A 21,299-nucleotide genomic window follows, 5' to 3' on the forward strand; every position below is an offset into this window, starting at 1 on the left:
CCCTCAGCCGCCGGATCGGCCTGGGGGTTATCCCCCGCACCTCACAGCGTGGTGTGCGTGAACCGGCCGCCGAGCAGCGTCGCGGCCACGGGCATCCGTCGCAGGTCGGCCACCGAGGCCACGAACGGGTCGGTCTCGCAGATCGCGAGGTCGGCCGTCTGGCCCACACCGATGCCGTGCCGGCCGCGGGCGGATGCCGCCAGCGCCGCCTGCCGGGAGATCGCCTGGTCGGGGTGCCAGGCGGCGCGCCCGCCCCGGCTGCGGCCCACCGCGGCCGAGATCGCCACCCACGGGTCGAGCGGGGCGACGGGCGCGTCGGAGCCGAGTGCGAGCTGCACCCCGGCGGCCAGCAGGTCGGCCAGCCGGAACGCCCTGTCGGTGCGGCCGGCCCAGTACCGGTCGGCCACGTCGCGGTCGTCGAGGGCGTGTTCGGGTTGCACGCTGGCCGTGACGCCCAGTCGGGCGAACCGGGCCACATCCGTCGCGGTGAGCAGTTGAGCGTGCTCGATGCTGCCGGTGCAGCCCACGGCCTCGAAGGCGTCGAGGGCGAGGCTGTTGGCGTTGTCGCCGATGGCGTGCACGGCAGGTCGGATGCCCGCGGCGGCGGCCCGCCGCATCAGGGCCTCGAGTTCGTCGGCGGGCACGGTGAGCATGCCACGGTCATGGTCGCCGGTCAGTCCGGGGTAGGCGTCGAAGCAGTAGGCGGTGCGGGTGTTCAGCGAGCCGTCGGTGATCACCTTGTACGGGCCGACGGTGAGGAGCCCGCCGGTGCCGTCGATCACCTGGCCGCTGGTGAGGCCCTGCGCGATCGCGTCGTCGAGGTGGTGCGTGTACAGGCCGAAATCCACCCGCAGGCTGTCGGTGCCGGCATCGATGCGGCGCCGCCAGACGTCGAGGTTCCAGGTCATCTCGAGGTCGACGATGCCCACCACCCCGCGGGCCGCCGCGGCGCGCGCTGCCTCGCCGGCCCAGGCGTCGAGGTCGGCGTCCGGCACGTTGTCAATGGCGTGTTCCACCGCGAAGGCGTCGTCCTCGCGCAGCAGCCCGGTCTGGTGGCCGGCGAAGCCGTAGACGGCGAGGGCGGCGGAGTTCAGCCAGCAGCTGTGCAGGTCGCCGCTGACCAGCACCACCGGTACCGGCCCGGACGCGGCGTCGAGCAGGGTACGGCTCGGGGCATCCGGCCACAGGGCGTCCCGAAAGCCGAAGCCGACGAGCCTGTCGTGCTCGCCGGCGGCCGGCACCGCGGCCAGCCGGGCGGCCACCAGGTCGGCCGCGGCCTGGGCGCTCGTCGCGTCGGACACATCGAGCCGCCGGGAGGTCTGGGACCACTGGCTGAAGTGCACGTGGTTGTCCCAGAGCCCCGGGGCGATCCAGCGCTCGCCGAGATCCACGGTGCGGGTCGCCGGCGAGCGGTCGTTGGTGGGTGCGAGGTAGCCGATCGAGGTGATCAGGCCGTCGTCGATGCGCACGTCGACGAGGTCGTCGCTGCCGGGCAGTCGCCCGTTGCGCAGCACCAGGCTCATTCGGTGGCTCGGTCGGATGCGGCGGCGCGGGCGTGGCGCATCCGGGCGGCCAGCGCCGGGCTCGCGTATGGGCCGTCGCCGTCGAGTTCGGCGAGGATGCGGTCGACAGTGGCGGCCGGCTTGTTCTGGCTCATCTTGTCCTTGGCCGTGAACCGGGTGACCCGCAGCCGGAACCCGACGGTGCCGGCGACGATGCGGGCAGCGTAGTCGGCGTTCTCCGGGGTGCCGTTCATGCGCCGGGGTTCGTCCATGCGGTCCTCGAAGTGGTCGACCAGGGCGGCCAGAACCCGCAGGTTCTCGGCGTCGGAGAGGATCTCCGGGGTGCCGTGCAGGTGCGCGGTGACGAAGTTCCAGGTGGGCACGGCGGGCGATGCGTCATACCAGCCCGGTGAGATGTAACCGTGCGGGCCCTGCACGATCACGAGCATCTCGTGCGCGCCCAGCTCGTGCAGCTGCTCGTCGGGCCGGCCGACATGGCTGAGCAGCACGATCTCGTCGGCGGCGGCCGCCGGGTCGAGGATCACCGGGTAGTGCGAGGCGACGAGTTCGCCGGCGTCGGTGGAGCTCACCAGGGTAACCCAGGGGTACTCCTGGATCAGCCGGCGCACCTCGTCGACCTGGTCGAACGCGAAGCTGGGGTTGGTTCTCACGGGGCTTAGCTCCTGGGTACGGTGCGGGCGGCGGGTGAAACGGGTGCAACGGATGGTGCAGGTCAGGCCTGGCAGGACGGGCAGTAGTAGAGCTTGCGGGCGCCCATCTCCTCGAGGGTGATGTGGGTGCCGCAGATCCGGCAGGGCAGGCCCTCGCGTTTGTAGACCCAGTGCCGGTCGGCCCGGTTCTTCATCGCGAGGCTGTAATCGTCGCCGGTCAGGTCATCCATGGTCATCATCTGGCCGGTGTTCACACCGATGGCCAGCAGGTGCGCCCAGTCCCGCCAGAGGGCGCGGAGGCTCGCTTCGCCCAGCGACTTGCCCGGGGCGTGCGGGTTGATCCGCGCCCGGAACAGCAGTTCGGCGCGGTAGACGTTGCCGATGCCGCTGACCACGGACTGGTCCATCAGCAACAGCCCGATGCGGGTGGGCTTCTTCTGCACGGTGTCGACGAAGCGCCGTTCGGCTTCGGGGGTGTCGTCCAGCTGGGGGTCGGGGCCGAGCCGGGCCATCACGGCGTCCACCTGGGCGGGGTCGAGGACCTCGCAGGCGGTCGGGCCGCGCAGGTCGGCCGAGACGGTGTCGGTGAGCAGCCGCACCCGCACCTGGCCGACCGGTTCGGGCGGGAAGGTATCGAGCTGGTCGATCTCCTTTTCCTGCTCGGCCATGCGCACCCGGGTGCGGCGGGGCGCCCCGATGCTGTGCATGGAGTTCTCCCCCGCTGAATCCAGCACCGGAGCGAGGTCGGTGCCGCGCTGGTTGGTCTGCCCCATCCGGCCGTTGCTCGAGGCGATCGTGGCGTCCATGATGATGTCACCCGCGAAGTCCCAGGCGCCGTACATGCCCAGGTGCACCCGCAACCAGAGGCCGTTGTCGAACTCCAGGAACATCTGCTTGCCCACCGCGCGTGTATCCGTCATGACGTGACCGCTCAGTTGAGCCGCACCGGCCGCGAACCGGCCCTGCGGGCTCGAGAGCTCCACGGTGCGGCCCACGAAGTTGCGCGCGAACTGCCGGGTGATGCGGTGGACGGAATGACCCTCTGGCACGGCGGCGCCTCTCGGACTCAGGAACTCAGGAACAGGTCTGCTACTTCAGGACAGTACCGGCGATGGTGCCCGTCGTCTCGTATTCGGCCAGCTGGTCGATGCGGCGCTGGTGGCGTTCCTCGCCGGGGAACGGGGTGGCGATGAAGGTGTCGATGAACGCGATGACGTCCTCGATGGGGTGCTGGCGGGCGCCGATCGCGATGACGTTGGCGTTGTTGTGCTCGCGGGCGAGGGTGGCCGTGGCCGGGTTCCAGACCAGGGCGGCGCGTGCGCCGTGCACCTTGTTGGCCGCGATCTGCTCACCGTTGCCTGAGCCGCCGAACACCACGCCGAGGGCCTCGACGCCGGCCGCCTGGTCTGCGACAACCGCCACGGCGGCACTGATGCAGAACGCCGGGTAGTCGTCGAGCGGTTCGTAGCTGGTGGGCCCGTGGTCGATGACCTCGTGACCGGCGGTGCCGAGGTGGCTGATCAGAAGGGTGCTGAAGTCGAGGCCGGCGTGATCGGTGGCGATGTGGATGCGCATGGGGACGAGTCTATTTTGCTGGAGCGCCCGGCCGCGCTCACGAACATTGCGCCCGGCACGACCAGTCCCCCAATATGCCGACGTGCCGTACCCGATGCCCCTGACCTAGGCTGGCCGCTTCTACGAAACCGACAACCATACGTAACGACGAATTCATACGAAACGGACACCATGCTGATGAGTACCACGAAGATCGCCACTTCTTTTGCCACCATCGCGCTGGCGGCCACGTTCGCCGTGACCGGCACGGTCGCTGCTCACGCAGCACCCGCCCTCGCCCCGGAACGATCCATCGTCACTCAGGCCGTCGGCCTGCCGGTCAAGACCATGGCTGTCGGCACAACGGCCGGCGGGCGGATGTACATGCAGTTCAGCCAGGCCGAGCAGGCCTCGATCAAGCAAGGCGGAATCGGGGCCGCCCTCGCCGCCGTCTGCACCGCGGGACCACTCGTGTGCGTGCCTGGCGCGGCCATCGCGCCGGCCGTCTCGGTGACCGTCGCAACCAGCGGCGTCTGTTCCGGTAACGAGAGCATGCGCTTCTACTACGTCTACGGCGGCGGCCCGACAGGCTCGGGGATCGCCATCACCTCCCAGACCTGCGTGGCCTGAGAATCCTTCGGCCCGGCCGGTGGGTTATCCGGCGGCCGGGACGAGGTCGGGCGCGAAGATCGGGTCGCGGGTGCGGCTGCGCTTGATCTCGAAGAAGCCGTCGTAGCTGGCCACCGCCACCACGCCGTCCCAGAGGGCCACGGCGGCATCGCCGGTCGGGGCGGGCGAGATCACCGGGCCGAAGAAAGCCACGTCATTCACGGCGATCACCGGGGTGCCCACGTCCTGGCCGACCCGGTTGATGCCGTCGAAGTGGCTGGCGCGCATTTGCACGTCGTACTCGTCGCTCTCGGCGTAGCGGGCGAAGTCGGCCGGCAGGCCCACCTCGGCGAGCGCCGCGGGAATCACGGAATCGGCATCCGAGTTGCCCTCGTGGTGGATTCGGGTGCCCAGGGCGTCGTAGAGCGCCTTCACCGTCTCCTGGCCGTGCAGTTCCTGCGCGGCCTGAACCAGACGGGTGTATTTGAGGGCCCGGGGGAAGAACGCGCGGTACTCCTCGGAGACGTCGGTGTTCTCGTTCAGCACCGCCAGGCTCATCACCTGCCAGCTCACCTCGAAGCCGCGCACATCACTCACCTCGTCTACCCAACGAGAAGTCATCCAGGCCCAGGGGCAGGAGGGGTCGAACCAGAAGGTCACAGAGTCGCTCATCGCTCCAGCCTAAGCGAGTCGAAGGTCCCGAAATGTGCACAATCCGGCTCCCCTCAAACCCGGCTAAAGCCCTGTCCAGAGGGGCTATCGAAAGAGAAATGCCTGATTCTGGGGCAAATTAAGCTAAAATTGACTCTTATGCCCACTGACGGGCTGCCCCGCATCCGGGGCACGTGACCTCCATCTGAGGCATCTCATGACCTCGACCCGAGGCCTGTCATGTCTGCGCAAGAGTCATGTCATGACCTCCCACAAGAGGCATCTCTATTGTCAGAAAGTGACTCATGTCAAACGCAATTAACGGAGCGGATCGCCCCGTGAAGAAGATCAAGAAGCCGCTGCTTCGACGACGGCTGAAGGTGTCCGACGTGAACGTCGTCGACCGCCCCATGCTTCGCAAGGCTCTCGGCGGCACCATCGTCGGAAACACCATGGAATGGTATGACGTGGGTGTCTTCGGCTACCTGATCACCACCATGGGCCCCGTCTTCCTCCCCGAGGCAGACCCCACCGTGCAGACGCTGTTCCTCCTCGGCACCTTCGCCGCCACGTTCATCGCCCGCCCGCTCGGTGGCGTGTTCTTCGGTTGGCTCGGCGACAAGCTCGGCCGCCAGAAGGTTCTCGCCATGACGCTGATGCTCATGGCCGCCTCCACCTTCGTCGTCGGCATCCTGCCCGGCTACGCACAGCTGGGCATCTGGGCCGCGGTGCTTCTGGTGCTGACCAAGCTCGTACAGGGCTTCTCCACCGGTGGTGAGTACGCCGGTGCCACCACCTTCGTCAGCGAACACGCCCCGGACAAGAACCGCGGCTTCCTCGCCAGCTTCCTCGACATGGGCAGCTACCTCGGCTTCGCCATGGGTGCGGCTCTCGTGTCGATCCTGCAGGTGACGCTGGGCCAGGCCGCTATGGAGGAGTGGGGCTGGCGTCTGCCGTTCCTGCTCGCGGGCCCCCTCGGCCTGATCGCGATCTACTTCCGTATGAAGATCGAAGAGTCGCCGACCTTCCAGGCCAGCCTGGACGCCCAGGAGGCCGCACTGAAGGACCCGGCCTTCGTCGAGGACGACAGCATCCCCAAGGGACCGCTCGCCATCTTCAAGAACTACTGGCGCGGCATCCTGCTCGCGATGATCCTCGTCGCCGCCGCGAACACCGTCGGCTACGCGCTCACCTCGTACATGCCCACCTACCTCACCAGCACCATGGGGTACGACCCGCTGCACGGAACACTGCTGACCATCCCGATCCTCGTGATCATGGCCTGCTGCATCCCGCTCACCGGCCGCCTCTCCGACAAGATCGGCCGCCGCCCGGTGCTCTGGATGGGCTCGGTCAGCGCCGTGGTCTTCTCCATCCCCGCGTTCCTGCTCATCGGCGCCGGCTCGGTCTGGACCACCCTCGCGGGTCTGGCCCTGATCGCGCTACCCGTGACGTTCTACGTCGCCAACCTCGCCTCCGCACTGCCGGCCCTGTTCCCCACGGCCAGCCGCTACGGAGCGATGGGAATCGCCTACAACTTCGCGGTTGCCATTTTCGGTGGAACGACACCGATCATCATCGACGCGCTCATCGTGGGTACCGGCAACGACATGATGCCGGCGTACTACCTGATGCTGACCTCGTTCATCGGCGGAATCAGCATCTTCTGGCTCAAGGAATCCGCCAACCGCCCGCTGCCCGGCTCCATGCCGAGCGTGCAGTCGGTCGAAGAGGCACATGAGCTCGTCGCCGGTCAGTTCGAGAACCCGCTGCTCGACCACGACGAGATGCCGTTCGACGCCACGTTCGAGCCGCCGACCTCGTCGATGGACCTCTCGTCGCTCAAGACCGAACCCGACGCAGAGCCGGCCAAGGTCTAGCTCCACCTCGCACCGCCCCCTCATCTGAGGTAACTGTGGCCGGTGCGGACAATTGTTACCCGCACACCGGGCGCAATTGTCCGCACCGGCCACAGTTGTCTGCAGGCCCGGCAGTATGACTGGCGGATGCGCCGTCGTAGAATTCTCTGATGACCACCGAGCAACACCCGCAGAGCGCGCCCGCAGACGCAGCATCCCCCGAAGCCATCGACCACGCCGCCGCCGGCCAGGCCGAATCGTCCGCCGCCGCATCCGCGATCGACCCCCACGACCTCGAGGTGGCCCTGCGCGTGCTCGCCTCCCTCGCCACGATCGACCCTGACGACCCCGACTTCGTCACCGTGCGCCAGGCCACTGCCAAGATGTTCAAGTCGGTGAAGACCGTGCGCCGCCACGAGAAGCGCCAGTTGATCGCCGACGCCGACCGTGAGGTCATCGCGGCCACCGCCACCGGCGCCCCCACCCGCATCGACGACGAGACCATCGGCGCCCAGCTGCGTCTGGGCACCGACCGGCCCTCCGCCGGGGAACTGCTCGTGCCGCGCGCCTGCTACATCTGCAAGCAGAAGTACACCCTCGTCGACGCGTTCTACCACCAGCTCTGCCCGAGCTGCGCGGCGATGAGCCACACCAAGCGCGACGCCCGGACCGATCTCACCGGCAAGCGCGCCCTGCTCACCGGCGGCCGCGCCAAGATCGGCATGTACATCGCCCTACGGCTGCTGCGCGACGGCGCCCACACCACCATCACCACCCGTTTCCCCCGCGACGCGGTGCGCCGGTTCAGCGCCATGCCCGACTCGAAGGACTGGCTGCACCGCCTCCGCGTGGTGGGCATCGACCTGCGCGACCCGGCCCAGGTGATCGGCCTGGCCGACTCCGTGGCCGCGCAGGGCCCGCTGGACATCCTGATCAACAACGCCGCCCAGACCGTGCGCCGCTCCCCCGGCTCGTACTCCCCGCTGGTGGAGGCCGAGTCGTCGCCGCTGCCGGAGGGCGAGCTGCCCGAGATCGTCTCGTTCGGGCACACCAACGACGCACACCCCACCGCGCTGGCCGCCTCCGTGGCCAGCCACCCGATCCTCGCCGCCGCCGCCACCGGCGCCGCCCTCACCGCCGACGACCTCACCGCGCTGGCCCTGGCGCCCGGGTCCTCCTCGCTGGCCCGGCTGGCCGCGGGCACCGCCATCGACGCCGGCGGCCTGGTGCCCGATCTGCACGAGGCGAACAGCTGGACGGCCAACGTCGAAGACGTCGACCCTCTCGAAATGCTCGAGGTGCAGTTGTGCAACACCACCGCGCCGTTCCTGCTGGTGAGCCGTCTGCGGGCCTCGATGGCCGCATCCGACGCCCGGCGCACCTACATCGTGAACGTGTCGGCGATGGAGGGTGTCTTCGGCCGCGGCTACAAGGGGCCAGGGCACCCGCACACCAACATGGCCAAGGCCGCGCTGAACATGCTCACCCGCACCAGTGCCAAGGAGATGCTCTCCGACGGCATCCTGATGACCAGCGTCGACACCGGCTGGATCACCGACGAGCGTCCGCACCCCACCAAGATCCGGCTGGCCGAGGAGGGCTTCCACGCCCCGCTCGACCTGGTCGACGGCGCCGCCCGCGTCTACGACCCCATCGTGCGCGGCGAGGCCGGCGAAGACATCCACGGCGTCTTCCTCAAGGACTACCGCCCCGGCACCTGGTAACCCCGCCCCCTCCCGCGAACTGTGAGATGAGCCCCAAAAATCTCGGATTCCTGGGGCTTTTCTCACGGTTCGCGGAGGGATTGGCGGCACTCCCACGCACCTGCCGGGCAGTGTCGGTGGGCGCCGATAGGGTCGGAGCGTGCAGACATCTACCGCGAAAACCGCCATTGCCGATATCCCCTCGCTGTGTGTGTTCGACCTGGAGACCACGGGTGTGAACACCGACGAGGACCGCATCGTCACGTGCTTCATCGGCCGCGTCATGCGCGACGGAACGGTGAACGGCTCGTACAGCTGGCTGCTCAACCCCGGCATCCCCATCCCGGAGGGAGCCTCCGCCATCCACGGCATCACCGACGAGGTCGCCCAGCGTGACGGGGTCGACCCGGCCACCGCCATCGCCGAGATGCTCACGGTGTTGCGCCGCAGCATCGAGGGCGGCCGCCCGATCGTGGCCTACAACGCCAGCTTCGACCTGTCGATGCTCAACGCTGAGGCCCGCCGCTACGGCCTGGCGCCGATCGAAGACTTCGGCCCGGTTCTCGACCCCTACGTGATCGACAAGGCCATCGACCGCTACCGCAAGGGCAAGCGCACCCTGGTGGCCACCGCCGAGTACTACGGCGTGCTGCTCGAGGGCGCCCACGACGCCGAAGCGGATGCCGTGGCCACCGGCCGGGTGGCCTGGGCGCTGCTGGCCAAGACCGATGAGACCGACCTGCATGGCCTCCACGACCGCCAGGTCGGCTGGGCGCTGGAGCAGGCCCAGAGCTTCCAGACGTACCTGCGCAAGTCCAAGGGCGACGACCTGATCGTCATCGACGGCGCCTGGCCGATCCGGGCCGGTGCAGACCGTGCCGCGGCCGTGCCCGTGCTGGTCGCCCCCGTGCTGGTTGCCCCCGTGCTGACGACACCGCCGGTGTAGCCGGCGCTCAGTCGAGCCAGTGCACGGCCCGGCCGTGCGGCTGAGCGAGTGCGAGGGCGCGGCCGTCCAGCGACAGCACAAAATCGGCCGTGCCGGATGCCGCGGGCAGGGTCGACGGCAACGTCCCGGCCACTCCGGGCACCACCGTGCGCCCCTCATTGGCCAGCCAGCGCACACCACGCTCGGTCTTCAGACGGGCCATGGTCGCCGCGAACCGGTCCCGGCCGGCCTCGTCGAGATAGGCCAACACCGCCGTGTGGAACACCACGACGGTGGCCTCCGCGGGGGCCTCGGCCACGAGGGACTCGACCAGGTCGTTGAGGTCGCCGCGCACCAACCGGGGCGGGGTCGCGCGGGCGACCTGCACGGCCGCTCGCAGCCGGGCCCGCCGGTCCTCGTGCTCGGGCCAGATCAGAGCCTCCAGCCAGGCCACGTCAGCAGGGTCGGTCACATCGAGCGGGTTCAGGTCGATGCCGGCCCGCCATGCCACCCAGGGCAGCCGGCTCGGCACGGGAACGGCACCGGTGACCGCACACTCCAGCAGCACCGGGCTGGGGCCGTCGGCCGGGTCGAGCCGCCCGGCCGGGCCCCACCGGTAGCTGTACCGGTCGGGCAGTAGGCACAGGCCTGCCGAGGCTCCCACTTCGATCAGGGCCAGCGGTCCCGGCAGGCTGCCCAGCGCCGGCAGCAGCACCGCGCATCGGCCCGGCTCGTTGGTCTGGGTCGCGTGGGTGCGGCAGGTCTGCTCCACCTCCGCCCAGTGCGCCGCCAGCCAGGCGCGGAAACCCGGGTACCCGCCCGCCTCGGCGCCGTGGAACCTGGCGGCACTGAACACCAGGTTGGGTTGCCGCTTGGCCGCCGGCAGCCGGTCGATCAATCCGATCGTCGCGGGGTCCTCGGCTACCCCGGCCGCCCAGGCCTCGTAGCACGCACTCAGCCCCCGGGCCTCGACCTCCGCGAAGGCCCGGTAGCGCAGTGCGGTATCGGCCGCGGCATCCGTGCTGGTTCTCATGCCGGCAGCATAATCAGGCGCGCCATCGCCGTCACCGTGGCTAGGCTTGTCCTCTATGCGAAAAGCGCCAGAAGCGCCGCGCGAAACGAAGATGGAGAAAACCGTTGCCCGGAGAAAACCTCACCAGGATCGAAGCCCAGGAGCGCAAGGCGCTCGTCAGTGTGACCAGTTACGACGTCACCCTTGACCTGACGACGGGTCCCACGACCTTCGCCAGCACCACCACCGTCGCCTTCAGCGCCGTGGCCGGTAGCTCGACCTTCATCGACGCGATCACCCAGAGCGTGCACAGCATCACCCTCAACGGTTCCCCGCTCGACCCGGCCGTCGTCAGCGACGGCATCCGCATTCAGCTTGACGGCCTCGCGGCCGAGAACGTGCTCACCGTCGTCGCCGATGCCGCGTACACGAACACCGGCGAGGGCCTGCACCGTTTCGTCGACCCCGTCGACAACGAGGTCTACCTCTACAGCCAGTTCGAGGTGCCCGACTCCCGCCGCGTCTTCGCCGTGTTCGAGCAGCCCGACCTCAAGGCCGTCTTCAACTTCACCGTCACCGCGCCCGGCGCCTGGGAGGTCATCTCCAACTCGGCCACGCCAGAGCCCACGGATGCCGGCAACGGCAACAAGACCTGGGCCTTTCCGCCCACCCACACCATCTCCAGCTACATCACCGCCCTCGTGGCCGGCCCGTACGCCGTGGTGCGCAGCGAGCTCACCTCCAGCGACGGTCGCGTCATCCCGCTGGGCCTGTTCAGCCGCAAGAGCCTGTTCGAATACCTGGATGCCGACTACATCTTCGAGAAGACCCGCCAGGGATTCGCGTACTTCGAGGAGAAGTTCGACTTCCCGTACCCGTTCGACAAGTACGACCAGATGTTCGTGCCGGAGTTCAACGCCGGCGCCATGGAGAACGCCGGCGCGGTCACCTTCACCGAGACCTACGTCTTCCGCTCCAAGGTCACCGACGCGATCAAGGAACGCCGCGTCGTCACGATCCTGCACGAGCTGGCGCACATGTGGTTCGGCGACCTGGTCACCATGAAGTGGTGGAACGACCTGTGGCTGAACGAGTCGTTCGCCGAGTGGGCGTCGACCATCGCCACCGCAGAGGCCACCGAGTGGACCGAAGCGTGGACCACTTTCGCGGCGATGGAGAAGAGCTGGGCGTACCGCCAGGACCAGCTGCCCTCCACCCACCCCGTTGTGGCCACGATCACCGACCTCGAAGACGTGCAGGTGAACTTCGACGGCATCACCTACGCCAAGGGCGGCTCGGTACTCAAGCAGCTCGTGGCCTGGGTGGGCATCGACGCGTTCTTCACCGGCGTCGCCTCCTACTTCAAGAAGCACGCCTGGGGCAACACCGAACTCTCCGACCTGCTCGTCGAGCTCGAGGCCTCCTCCGGCCGTGACCTCTCCGGCTGGGCGGCCCTGTGGCTCGAGACCGCCGGCGTCAACACGCTGCGCCCGCAGATCGAGACCGACGAGGCCGGTGTCATCACCGCGTTCGCGGTGCTGCAGACCGCCACGGACGACTACCCCACCATCCGCCCGCACCGCCTCGCGATCGGGTTCTACGACCTGGTCGACGACGCCCTGGTGCGCACCCACCGCGTCGAGCTCGACGTCGACGGCGCCCAGACGGATGTTCCGGAGCTCGTCGGCCGAGCACGCGCCGACCTGATCCTGCTCAACGACGACGACCTGGCCTACGCCAAGGTGCGCCTCGACCCCGCATCGCACGCCGTGGCGCTCGAGCACCTCGCCGCGATCGAGAGCCCGCTGGCCCGTTCGCTGGTCTGGGGTTCCGTCTGGGACGCCACCCGCGACGCCGAGACCTCGCCGCGCGACTTCGTGAAGCTGGTGCTCGGCAACATCGCCACCGAAACCGAGTCCACGACGCTGCGCACAGTGCTCGGCCAGGTGTCGCTCGCCGCGCAGTACTACGTCGCGCCCGAGCACCGCGATGCCACCGTCACCGCTGTCGGCGACGCACTCTGGGCCCTGGCCCAGGGTGCTGAGGCCGGCAGCGACGCCCAGTTCCAGTTCGTGAAGTTCTTCGCCTCCGTGGCCGAGACGCCGGCCCAGCTGGCCGCCGTCGCGGGCCTGCGCACCGGAGCGTTCGCGCTGCCGGGCCTGGACATCGACACCGACCTCAGCTGGGAGCTGCTCGCCGCGCTCGTCGCCGGCGGCGAAGCGGGCGAGGCGGAGATCGCATCCGCCCTGGCCGCGGACAACACCGCCACCGGCGCCCAGTCGGCCGCGAACGCGCGCGCCGCCATCCCCACGATCGAGGGCAAGCAGGCCGCCTGGTCCTCGCTCATCGACGTGGACACCGCACCGAACACCATCGTGCGGGTCACCGCCGCCGGGTTCCTGCGCGCGCACGACACGAGCCTGCTCGAGCCGTTCGTGGGCCAGTACTTCGACGTGCTGCAGAAGGTCTGGGCCGAGCGCAGCTACTCCATCGCGGAGAAGCTCATCGTGGGCCTCTACCCGTCGCCGCTGTCGAACCAGGCCCTGGTCGACGCGACCCGTGCCTGGCTGGACGCCAACCCGGAGCCCGCGGCGCTTCGCCGTCTCGTGGTGGAGAACCTCGCCGGTGTGGAGCGCAGCCTGCGCGTGCAAGCCCGCGACAGCGAGTAGAGAACTCGCGTCGTTCCGATGGCGCCGCATCGTTCCTCCAGGAACGGTACGGCGCCATCGTCGTCGCGCCTTCAGGAAGGCCAGAGAAAGCTCTCGGTAGACTGGGCGGGCTATGACATGGGACACATTTTGGACGACAGTCAACCTGATTCTGCAATGGCCGATCATCAGAATCGCCATCATCATCATCTTCGCGTTGATCGCGCGCTGGGTGCTGCTCTTCTCCATTCACCGTGTGGTGAACCAGATCGTGTCCGGGGTGAAAAAGACCCAGAACGTCGATGACACCCAGGCTCTGAACGTCTCGCCTGTCGCTGCCGTGCGCACCGTCCAGCGCACCCGCACCCTGGGCTCAGTGCTCACGAACATCGTGAACGTGCTGGTCGTCGTGATCACCGTCCTGCTGATCGTGACGGTGATCGACCAGAACATCCTCACCTCCTTCGCCCTGCTCACCGCAGCCCTCGGCGCCGGCCTCGGTTTCGGCGCCCAGAACATCGTCAAGGACGTGCTCAACGGCCTCTTCATGGTGATGGAGGACCAGCTCGGTGTCGGCGACGTGGTGGACCTCGGCCCGGCGACGGGTGTCGTCGAAGCCGTCGGCATCCGCATCACCCAGGTGCGCGACGTCAACGGCACCCTCTGGTTCGTGCGCAACGGTGAGATCCTGCGCGTGGGCAACATGTCGCAAGGCTGGGCCCGTGTGATCATCGACCTCGCCGTGCCGTACAAGACCGACGTCGAGGCCGTGCAGGCCGAGATGCTGCGCGTGGCCGTCGAGATGGCCACCAACAGCAAGTGGCGCTCCCGGGTGCTCGAGAAGCCCGAAATCTGGGGAATCGAGTCGATCGCCGAGGATGCCATCGTCATCCGCATCGTGATCAAGACTCGCACCACCGCCAAGGACGACGTGGCCCGCGAACTGCGACTGCGGCTCAAGAGGGCCCTCGACGCGATGGGCGTGCAGTTGCCGTCGCTGACCAGCATCGTGCTCACCGGGTTCGAGGGTGCGGCCAGCGTGCAGGGTGCCCGCCCGCCGCGCACCACACCGTTGCCCGTGATTGCGCCGCCGAAGAAGGCGCCGCGCAGGACCCGCGCGGTCCGGGCCGCCGAAGCTGCCGCCGCAGCGGCGGCAGCGTCGCCGCCCGCTCCGGCACCGCACGCTCCGGCAGCGCAGCAGGCTGCACCGCACCCGCCCGCTCCGAAAGCCGCCAAGACGCCGGCCAGGCCCGTCGCTCCGGCGACGCCGCAGGCCGGTGATGCCGGCGCCCAGCCCACCGTGCGCATCCCGTCGATCGCCCGCAATCAGGCGCCCCGTGCTCCCCGTACCGTGCAGCTGCCGGTGCAGGATGCCTCACCCGAGTTCTCTGACTCACCTGACAGCCCGGCAACACCGGCACAGCATCCCGCAGCCGACTCGCCGGTCGCACCGCCCGCCAAGCCCGCCACGAAGCAGCCGGCCAAGCCGAAGACCCGGCCGATCGACAAGCAGACCGAGCCGCAGCCGGAAAAACGGTCCGACCCGGCCACACCCCGCGATGGAGACACCCATGACTGATCCGGCGTCGACGAATCCCGCAGTGCGGGCCGCATCCGAACAAGGACCGGTCCTCATCCCGACCACCGGACCCTCAGCGGTGCACCTTCGTGCCGGGGAGAACGGTGCGGCGATCGGCCCGTCGTTCTACCAGGAAGTCGGCGGCCGGCCCTTCTTCGAGAAGCTCGTCGCCGAGTTCTACCGTGGTGTGGCCGGCGACCCGGTCCTCAAACCCATGTACCCGGAGGAGGACCTCGGTCCCGCGGCGGAACGTCTCACCGGCTTCCTCGAGCAATACTGGGGCGGGCCGGGCACGTACAGCGAACAACGCGGACACCCACGGCTGCGCCAGCGGCACCAGCCGTTCAAGGTGAACCCGGATTCCCGGGACCGCTGGTTGCTGCACATGCGGAACGCCGTCGATTCCTGCGATCTGCCCCCGCTGCAGCGTGCCACCCTGTGGGACTACCTCGAGCGCGCCGCACACGCTATGGTCAACACCTTCGACGCGTAACGCTCGAACCGCGCACCATCCGCCTCACTGACAATGGAGTCACCATGAGCCCAGCCCGCCCCGGCCTGCCCACGCAACCGAACACCTCCGCCGACGTGATCGTGGTGGGGGCCGGCCTGGCCGGCCTGGTGGCCACGGCCGAACTCGTGGAGGCGGGCAAGCGGGTGCTGCTCGTCGACCAGGAGAATGCCGCCTCGCTCGGCGGCCAGGCCTGGTGGTCGTTCGGCGGGCTGTTCCTGGTCGACACCCCCGAACAACGCCGAATGGGAGTGAAAGACTCCCTCGCCCTGGCCCGGCAGGACTGGTTCGCCAGCGCCGGCTTCGATCGCACGGAAGACTACTGGCCGACCCGGTGGGCCGAGGCGTACCTCAACTTCGCCGCCGGCGAGAAGCGGGCCTGGCTCAAGGAACGCGGCGTCACATTCTTCCCGGTCGTCGGCTGGGCCGAACGTGGCGGATACACCGCACTGGAACACGGCAACTCGGTGCCCCGCTTCCACATCGTCTGGGGAACCGGGCCCGCGATCCTGGAGCCGTTCATCACCAGGCTCCGCGAGGGGGTGCGCGCCGGCCTGGTCACCGCTCTGCACCGGCACCAGGTCGACGAGCTGATCGTCGAAGGAGGTGCCGTGGTCGGGGTGCGGGGCAGCCTGCTGGCCCCGAGCGCCGCGCCGCGCGGGCAGACCAGCAGCCGGGAGGTCGTCGGCGATTTCGAGCTGCGGGCGTCGGCGGTGATCGTCACCAGCGGTGGCATCGGCGGCAACCACGACCTGGTGCGCGCCCAGTGGCCGGCCCGGCTGGGTCCCGCACCCGCGAAGCTGCTCTCCGGCGTGCCCGCCCACGTCGACGGCCGGATGCTGGGGATCTCCGAGACGGCGGGCGCCCGGCTGATCAACGGCGACCGCATGTGGCACTACACCGAGGGCATCGTCAACCACGACCCGGTCTGGCCCGCCCACGGCATCCGCATCCTGCCCGGCCCGTCCTCGCTGTGGCTGGACGCCACCGGAAAACGTCTGCCGGCCCCGCTGTTTCCCGGTTTCGACACCCTCGGCACGATGGAACACCTACTCAAGACCGGCCACGAGCACAGCTGGTTTGTGCTCACCCAGAAGATCATCGAGAAGGAATTCGCGCTCTCCGGCAGCGAACAGAACCCCGACCTCACCGGCAAGGACCTGCGTCTGCTCGCCCAGCGGCTCGGATCGGGCGCGCCCGGCCCGGTGGAAGCGTTCAAGAGCAAGGGCGAGGACTTCGTGGTGGCGGACACCCTGCACCAGCTGATCGCGGGAATGCAGCAGCGCTCCCCCGAGGTGCAGATCAACGCCGCGCAGGTGGAGCGGGAGATCCTGGCCCGCGACCGGGAGCTCGACAACGACTTCAGCAAGGATGCTCAGATCAACGCGATCCGCCAGGCCCGGCACTACCGCGGTGACAAGCTCATCCGGGTGGCGAGCCCGCACAAGCTGCTCGACCGCGAGAACGGTCCGCTGATCGCGGTGAAACTGCACCTGCTCACCCGCAAGAGCCTGGGCGGCATCGAAACCGACCTCTCGGCCCGGGCGCTCCGCGCCGACGGGCAGCCGGTCCCCGGGCTCTACGCGGCGGGCGAAGCCTCCGGCTTCGGCGGCGGCGGCGTGCACGGCTACCGCTCGCTGGAGGGCACCTTCCTCGGCGGCTGCCTGTTCTCCGGCCGCACAGCGGGCCGGGCCGTCGCCGCCGCACTCTGACCCCTCCGCGAACTGTGAGTTAAGCCCCACAAAACGCTGAGTTTGAGTGCTTAACTCACAGTTCGCGGGGGTGGGTGGCGGGTTAGGCGCGCAAGGACCAGGGCTTGCGGCGCACCAGGATATGGCCGCGGGCGGTGCTCAGACGCGTCCAGGGGCCGGTCTCGAAGAGCTGCACCGGCTCATCCGCCGACAGGAAGCCCAGGCTCACCGCGGCGAACGCGGCACCGGAGGGCACGAAGTCGAGGGCCTCGATCGGGCGCCCCCAGACCTCGGACCGCACGCGCTGCACAATCTGCTCGCCGGTGCCGGTCGGGATGACGGACGCGACCTCGGCGATCCCCTCGCGGGCTGCGGCCTCCAGGACGGCCGGTGAGGCGCTGCCGTGGGAAGTCCAGCCTCCCCGTGGCGGCGTGATGCCCGCCCAGGTGACCGACGAGACCTGCAGCGGCACGGTGACGGTGACCGGGGCATCCACGTCGGTGACGGCCGCCTCGAGGCGCAGCAGCCGGTCCAGCAGCGACCGCACCGGAACGACGACGTCGAGCTCGACGGGTTCGGTGAGCGCGAAGGTGCGCAGGCCCAACACCGTGGGACTCGAGTCGAGCAGACCACGCGGGTACAGGATCGCGGTGTACACGGCCAGGACGCCCGCCGCGGAGACGAGCCGCACCGACCCGTCCTCCACCCGGCTGGCGCGCGAAAGGTAGACCTGGAGGTCGCCGAGGGACAGGGAATCTGAGAGGGAAAATGACTGGCTCATCTGCTGTCTAAACTACCAAGGTACGTCGGTGTCCACGGACCCGAGCTCGAACAAGGAGGCAGCATGCACGCACCGCTGGAGGGTCTTCTGGCCGCTCTCGATCTGACCGACACCGGTGCCCGCACCAGTGAGGACATCTTCACCGGCCCGTCGCAGTGGATGCCGCAGGGTCGCGTCTTCGGCGGCCAGGTGCTCGCGCAGTCCCTCGTTGCCGCCATGCGCACCGTGCCCGACGAACGGCACGTGCACTCGATGCACGGATATTTCCTGCGCCCCGGTGACGTCAACCACCCGATCACCTTCTCGGTCGACCGCATCCACGACGGCCGGTCGTTCTCCACCCGCCGCACCCAGGCGTACCAGAACGGCGTGCCGATTCTGTCGATGATCGCGTCGTTCCAGGACACCGACGAGGGCCTCGAGCACCACCTCGAGATGCCGACAGACCTGCCCGACCCCGAATCCCTGCCCACCACGGCAGACACCCTCGGACACATCGACCACGACTTCGCGCGCGCCTGGGCCAACGACCGCCCCTTCGACATGCGCCATGTGCCCTCGTCGATCTACCTCACCGTGGACGGCGAGCACACCAGCAAGCAGATGATCTGGATGAAGACTTTCGAGCCCATCCCCGACGACCCCGACCTGCACCGCGCCGCGCTCGCCTATGTGAGCGACTACTCGATCATGGAACCCGTGATGCGCCGGCACGGCCTGCCCTGGGCCACCCCGGGACTCAAGGTCGCCAGCCTCGACCACGCCATGTGGTGGCACCGCTTCGGCCGGGTCGACGAGTGGATGCTATACGTGCAGGACTCCCCCTCCGCCCAGGGCGGCCGAGGACTCTCCACCGGCAGCATCTACAGCCGGGAAGGCCTGCTCCTGGCCACGGTGGCCCAGGAGGGCATGGTGCGGGTCCCCAAGCCCCGCGACTAGGCTCCAGCCCACCCGCACGACCACGTCCGTTCTCGCCCCGTAGGAGCATCTTGACCCACCCCGCTGACCTCACCCGCCGCACCCTGCTCGTCGCCGGCGGCGCAGGAACGGCACTCGCCCTGGCCGCCTGCGCGCCCGGCGGCGACGGCGCGAGCACAGGCGCAGGCACAGATCAGGGCACGGCCACGCCCACCGAGGTCGCGGTGCTCTCCGACGTCCCCGTGGGAGGCGCCATCGCGGTGATGTTCGACGGTGCGCAGATCATCGTGTCGCAGCCCACCGCCGGCGAGGTCGTGGCGTTCAGCGCCATCTGCACCCACCAGGGCTGCATCGTGGTGCCGGAGAAGAAGGGCCTGAACTGCCCCTGCCACCAGTCGCTCTTCGACACCGCCACCGGCGCAGTTCTGCAGGGCCCGGCCACCGACCCCCTCCCCGAGGTCACGGTCACGCTCGACGGAGACAAGGTCCTCGCGGGCTGACCCCGTTCACGCCCGGATTATTTGCGGGTGAAGGCGACCGCGGGCTCCAGGTACGGGGTCCAGGCGGTTCGTTCAATGTCGTTGATCTTGCGCGGACGCTCCGTCGCCGCATCCACCAGGACGATCGTGGTGGTCGCGCGGGCGTACAGCGGCGCGGGTTCCTGCCCGGCCGGGCCGTACACCTCGTAACACACGTCGAGGCTGGCACCGCCGAGCTTGCCGATCCACAGCTGCACGTCGATGGGCTCCCGCAGGTACGGGATCGGCGCGAGGTACTCGATCTCCATCCGGGCGATCAGAGTGAGCGTCGCCGCGCCCGGCCGGCCGTCCAGCACCGCGGTTCCCTGCGCACCGGCCGCACCGGCCGCCTCGTCGTTGACCCAGAACGCCTGGATGCGCGCCTCCTCGAGGAGGCGCAGCATCTCGGCGTTGTTCACGTGGGCGTAGGCGTCGAGGTCCGACCAGCGCAGCCGGATGGGAACGTGCAGCCGCATGGGGCTCCTAGTCGCGCGTCAGTTTGCGGTATGCGGACCGGTGCGGCTTGGCCGCGTCCGGGCCGAGACGCTCGATCTTGTTCTGCTCGTACGACTCGAAGTTGCCCTCGAACCAGTACCAGTTGCCCGGTGCGTCAGCGGTTCCCTCATACGAGAGGATGTGCGTGGCGATGCGGTCGAGGAACCACCGGTCGTGGGTGATGACCACGGCGCAACCGGGGAACTCGAGCAGCGCGTTCTCGAGCGAACCGAGGGTTTCGACGTCGAGGTCGTTAGTCGGTTCGTCGAGCAGCAACAGGTTGCCGCCCTGCTTGAGCGTGAGCGCCAGGTTCAGGCGGTTGCGCTCACCACCGGAGAGCACACCGGCCTTCTTCTGCTGGTCGGGGCCCTTGAAGCCGAACGTGGACACGTAGGCGCGCGACGGCACCTCGGTCTTGCCGACCTGGATGTAGTCCTGGCCGTCGGAGACGACCTCCCACAGCGACTTGTTCGGGTCAATGCCGCCGCGGCTCTGGTCGACGTAGGAGATGTCGACGGTCTCGCCGATCTTGAGGTCACCGGCATCCAGCGGCTCGAGGCCCACGATGGTCTTGAACAGCGTCGTCTTACCGACACCGTTCGGGCCGATCACGCCGACGATGCCGTTTCGCGGCAGGGTGAAGGAGAGATCTTCGACCAGCACCCGGTCGCCGAAGCCCTTCTTGAGCTTCTTGGCGTCGATGACCTGGGCGCCCAGGCGGGGACCGACGGGGATCTGGATGTCTTCGAAGTCGAGCTTGCGTCCGCGCTCGGCCTCGTTCACCATCTCTTCGTAGCGGGCCAGGCGGGCCTTCGACTTGGCCTGACGGCCCTTGGCGTTGGAGCGCACCCATTCCAGTTCATCGGCGAGGCGCTTGGAGAGCTTGGCGTCCTTCTTGCCCTGCACCTGCAGGCGTTCCTGCTTCTTCTCCAGGTAGGTGGAGTAGTTGCCCTCGTAGGGGTACAGGTGGCCGCGGTCGATTTCGGCGATCCACTCGGCCACGTGGTCGAGGAAGTACCGGTCGTGGGTGACGGCGAGCACGGCGCCGGGGTACTTGGCGAGGTGCTGCTCGAGCCAGAGCACGCTTTCGGCGTCGAGGTGGTTAGTCGGTTCGTCGAGGAGGAGCAGGTCGGGCTTCTGCAGCAGGAGCTTGCAGAGCGCCACGCGGCGCTTCTCACCACCGGAGAGGTCGACGACGGGGTAGTCGCCCGGCGGGGTACGCAGCGCATCCATCGCCTGCTCGAGCTGGGAGTCGAGGTCCCAGGCGTCGGCGGCATCGATCTCTTCCTGCAGGGTGCCCATTTCGGCGAGCAGGGTGTCGAAGTCGGCGTCGGGTTCGCCCAGCGCGGCGCTGATCTCGTTGAACCTGTCGACCTTGGCCTTGATCGGGCCAACGCCTTCCTGCACGTTCTCCAGCACGGTCTTGGTTTCGTCGAGCTCCGGCTCCTGCATGAGGATACCGACGGAGTAGCCGGGCGAGAGCCTGGCCTCACCGTTGCTCGGGGTATCGAGCCCGGCCATGATCTTCAGGATCGTGGACTTACCGGCACCGTTGGGGCCCACCACGCCGATCTTGGCTCCGGGGAAGAACGACATTGTGACGTCGTCGAGAATGAGCTTGTCGCCGATTGCCTTGCGCGCACGCACCATCGAGTAAATGAATTCAGCCATA

The 21,299-nt window shown here is 68.7% G+C and carries 19 protein-coding genes; 10 read left to right on the forward strand and 9 right to left on the reverse strand.

The features are described from left to right. Window positions 1-41: 41 nt before the first annotated feature. The 4 genes from CXY76_RS16925 to CXY76_RS16940 all read right to left on the reverse strand — a co-directional run bounded on the left by CXY76_RS16925 (window position 42) and on the right by CXY76_RS16940 (window position 3,748). On the reverse strand, window positions 42-1,523 hold the full coding sequence (locus CXY76_RS16925) for an amidohydrolase (protein WP_104166579.1): 1,482 nt from the start codon (window positions 1,521-1,523) through the stop codon (window positions 42-44). Further along, entirely contained in the window at window positions 1,520-2,173 is a 654-nt protein-coding gene (locus CXY76_RS16930) for an FMN-binding negative transcriptional regulator (protein ID WP_104166581.1), read from the reverse strand. Before CXY76_RS16930 ends, CXY76_RS16925 begins: the two co-directional genes overlap by 4 nt. 62 nt (window positions 2,174-2,235) lie before the next feature. After that, window positions 2,236-3,222: an Fpg/Nei family DNA glycosylase gene (locus CXY76_RS16935; RefSeq protein WP_104166583.1), complete on the reverse strand. Its 987-nt coding sequence runs from the start codon at window positions 3,220-3,222 to the stop codon at window positions 2,236-2,238. A gap of 40 nt (window positions 3,223-3,262) precedes the next feature. Then, complete coding sequence (locus CXY76_RS16940) at window positions 3,263-3,748, reverse strand: ribose-5-phosphate isomerase (RefSeq protein WP_104166585.1); 486 nt, start codon at window positions 3,746-3,748, stop codon at window positions 3,263-3,265. Between the two features lie 177 nt (window positions 3,749-3,925). Here CXY76_RS16940 and CXY76_RS16945 point away from each other — a divergent pair, with 177 nt between their 5' ends. Then, the gene (locus CXY76_RS16945; protein WP_146073481.1) at window positions 3,926-4,357 is read left to right on the forward strand and encodes a hypothetical protein; all 432 of its coding nucleotides are present in this window, start codon (window positions 3,926-3,928) and stop codon (window positions 4,355-4,357) included. Between the two features lie 24 nt (window positions 4,358-4,381). Here the strand turns inward: CXY76_RS16945 and CXY76_RS16950 are convergent, their stop codons facing one another. Continuing rightward, a complete protein-coding gene (locus CXY76_RS16950; protein ID WP_104166589.1) occupies window positions 4,382-5,008 on the reverse strand; it encodes a DsbA family protein in 627 nt (208 codons plus the stop codon). A 284-nt stretch (window positions 5,009-5,292) separates the two neighbouring features. On the opposite strand from CXY76_RS16950, the gene CXY76_RS16955 reads away from it, so the two are divergent. The 3 genes from CXY76_RS16955 (at window position 5,293) to CXY76_RS16965 (ending at window position 9,495) form a co-directional block, all read left to right on the forward strand. Further along, on the forward strand, window positions 5,293-6,867 hold the full coding sequence (locus CXY76_RS16955) for an MFS transporter (RefSeq protein WP_104166591.1): 1,575 nt from the start codon (window positions 5,293-5,295) through the stop codon (window positions 6,865-6,867). A 149-nt stretch (window positions 6,868-7,016) separates the two neighbouring features. Next, window positions 7,017-8,570, forward strand: coding sequence for an SDR family NAD(P)-dependent oxidoreductase (locus tag CXY76_RS16960; RefSeq protein ID WP_104166593.1), 1,554 nt, complete (start codon window positions 7,017-7,019; stop codon window positions 8,568-8,570). 139 nt (window positions 8,571-8,709) lie between these two features. Then, window positions 8,710-9,495, forward strand: a complete 786-nt coding sequence (locus CXY76_RS16965) for an exonuclease domain-containing protein (RefSeq protein ID WP_233199966.1) — start codon at window positions 8,710-8,712, stop codon at window positions 9,493-9,495. Window positions 9,496-9,502: 7 nt separating this feature from the next. On the opposite strand, the gene CXY76_RS16970 is transcribed toward CXY76_RS16965, so the two are convergent. Then, a complete protein-coding gene (locus CXY76_RS16970) occupies window positions 9,503-10,507 on the reverse strand; it encodes a DUF2332 domain-containing protein (RefSeq protein WP_104166595.1) in 1,005 nt (334 codons plus the stop codon). A 104-nt stretch (window positions 10,508-10,611) separates the two neighbouring features. Between CXY76_RS16970 and pepN the strand changes: the two genes are divergently transcribed. From pepN to CXY76_RS16990, 4 genes are all read left to right on the forward strand, one after another. Then, complete coding sequence (gene pepN, locus CXY76_RS16975) at window positions 10,612-13,155, forward strand: aminopeptidase N (RefSeq protein WP_104166597.1); 2,544 nt, start codon at window positions 10,612-10,614, stop codon at window positions 13,153-13,155. A gap of 112 nt (window positions 13,156-13,267) precedes the next feature. After that, window positions 13,268-14,713 (forward strand): mechanosensitive ion channel family protein, encoded by a 1,446-nt coding sequence (locus tag CXY76_RS16980; RefSeq protein WP_104166599.1) that lies wholly within the window; start codon window positions 13,268-13,270, stop codon window positions 14,711-14,713. Next, window positions 14,706-15,206, forward strand: coding sequence for a globin (locus CXY76_RS16985; protein WP_104166601.1), 501 nt, complete (start codon window positions 14,706-14,708; stop codon window positions 15,204-15,206). The genes CXY76_RS16980 and CXY76_RS16985 overlap by 8 nt, the downstream gene beginning before the upstream one ends. 44 nt (window positions 15,207-15,250) lie before the next feature. Beyond that, window positions 15,251-16,936: an FAD-binding dehydrogenase gene (locus tag CXY76_RS16990; RefSeq protein WP_104166603.1), complete on the forward strand. Its 1,686-nt coding sequence runs from the start codon at window positions 15,251-15,253 to the stop codon at window positions 16,934-16,936. 82 nt (window positions 16,937-17,018) lie between these two features. On the opposite strand, the gene CXY76_RS16995 is transcribed toward CXY76_RS16990, so the two are convergent. Beyond that, window positions 17,019-17,696: a hypothetical protein gene (locus CXY76_RS16995; RefSeq protein WP_199190343.1), complete on the reverse strand. Its 678-nt coding sequence runs from the start codon at window positions 17,694-17,696 to the stop codon at window positions 17,019-17,021. Window positions 17,697-17,759: 63 nt separating this feature from the next. Here CXY76_RS16995 and CXY76_RS17000 point away from each other — a divergent pair, with 63 nt between their 5' ends. After that, window positions 17,760-18,635: an acyl-CoA thioesterase II gene (locus CXY76_RS17000; protein WP_199190344.1), complete on the forward strand. Its 876-nt coding sequence runs from the start codon at window positions 17,760-17,762 to the stop codon at window positions 18,633-18,635. A gap of 50 nt (window positions 18,636-18,685) precedes the next feature. Further along, window positions 18,686-19,114, forward strand: coding sequence for a ubiquinol-cytochrome c reductase iron-sulfur subunit (locus tag CXY76_RS17005; protein WP_104166605.1), 429 nt, complete (start codon window positions 18,686-18,688; stop codon window positions 19,112-19,114). A gap of 17 nt (window positions 19,115-19,131) precedes the next feature. On the opposite strand, the gene CXY76_RS17010 is transcribed toward CXY76_RS17005, so the two are convergent. Further along, the gene (locus CXY76_RS17010; RefSeq protein WP_104166607.1) at window positions 19,132-19,608 is read right to left on the reverse strand and encodes a thioesterase family protein; all 477 of its coding nucleotides are present in this window, start codon (window positions 19,606-19,608) and stop codon (window positions 19,132-19,134) included. Between the two features lie 7 nt (window positions 19,609-19,615). Continuing rightward, window positions 19,616-21,298, reverse strand: coding sequence for an energy-dependent translational throttle protein EttA (ettA, locus tag CXY76_RS17015; protein WP_104166609.1), 1,683 nt, complete (start codon window positions 21,296-21,298; stop codon window positions 19,616-19,618). Between the last annotated feature and the right edge of the window lies 1 nt (window position 21,299).

Origin of the sequence: Cryobacterium sp. N22 (genome assembly GCF_002929555.1) — a bacterium.
Classification (GTDB): Bacteria; Actinomycetota; Actinomycetes; order Actinomycetales; family Microbacteriaceae; genus Cryobacterium.

Coding starts and splice junctions, on each gene's coding strand:
- CXY76_RS16925 (WP_104166579.1), bottom strand. CDS start 1,523: ATGAGCCTGGTGCTGCGCAACGGGCGACTGCCCGGCAGCGACGACCTC.
- CXY76_RS16940 (WP_104166585.1), bottom strand. CDS start 3,748: ATGCGCATCCACATCGCCACCGATCACGCCGGCCTCGACTTCAGCACC.
- CXY76_RS16945 (WP_146073481.1), top strand. CDS start 3,926: ATGAGTACCACGAAGATCGCCACTTCTTTTGCCACCATCGCGCTGGCG.
- CXY76_RS16950 (WP_104166589.1), bottom strand. CDS start 5,008: ATGAGCGACTCTGTGACCTTCTGGTTCGACCCCTCCTGCCCCTGGGCC.
- CXY76_RS16955 (WP_104166591.1), top strand. CDS start 5,293: ATGTCAAACGCAATTAACGGAGCGGATCGCCCCGTGAAGAAGATCAAG.
- CXY76_RS16960 (WP_104166593.1), top strand. CDS start 7,017: ATGACCACCGAGCAACACCCGCAGAGCGCGCCCGCAGACGCAGCATCC.
- CXY76_RS16970 (WP_104166595.1), bottom strand. CDS start 10,507: ATGAGAACCAGCACGGATGCCGCGGCCGATACCGCACTGCGCTACCGG.
- CXY76_RS16980 (WP_104166599.1), top strand. CDS start 13,268: ATGACATGGGACACATTTTGGACGACAGTCAACCTGATTCTGCAATGG.
- CXY76_RS16985 (WP_104166601.1), top strand. CDS start 14,706: ATGACTGATCCGGCGTCGACGAATCCCGCAGTGCGGGCCGCATCCGAA.
- CXY76_RS16990 (WP_104166603.1), top strand. CDS start 15,251: ATGAGCCCAGCCCGCCCCGGCCTGCCCACGCAACCGAACACCTCCGCC.
- CXY76_RS16995 (WP_199190343.1), bottom strand. CDS start 17,696: ATGAGCCAGTCATTTTCCCTCTCAGATTCCCTGTCCCTCGGCGACCTC.
- CXY76_RS17000 (WP_199190344.1), top strand. CDS start 17,760: ATGCACGCACCGCTGGAGGGTCTTCTGGCCGCTCTCGATCTGACCGAC.
- CXY76_RS17010 (WP_104166607.1), bottom strand. CDS start 19,608: ATGCGGCTGCACGTTCCCATCCGGCTGCGCTGGTCGGACCTCGACGCC.
- ettA (WP_104166609.1), bottom strand. CDS start 21,298: ATGGCTGAATTCATTTACTCGATGGTGCGTGCGCGCAAGGCAATCGGC.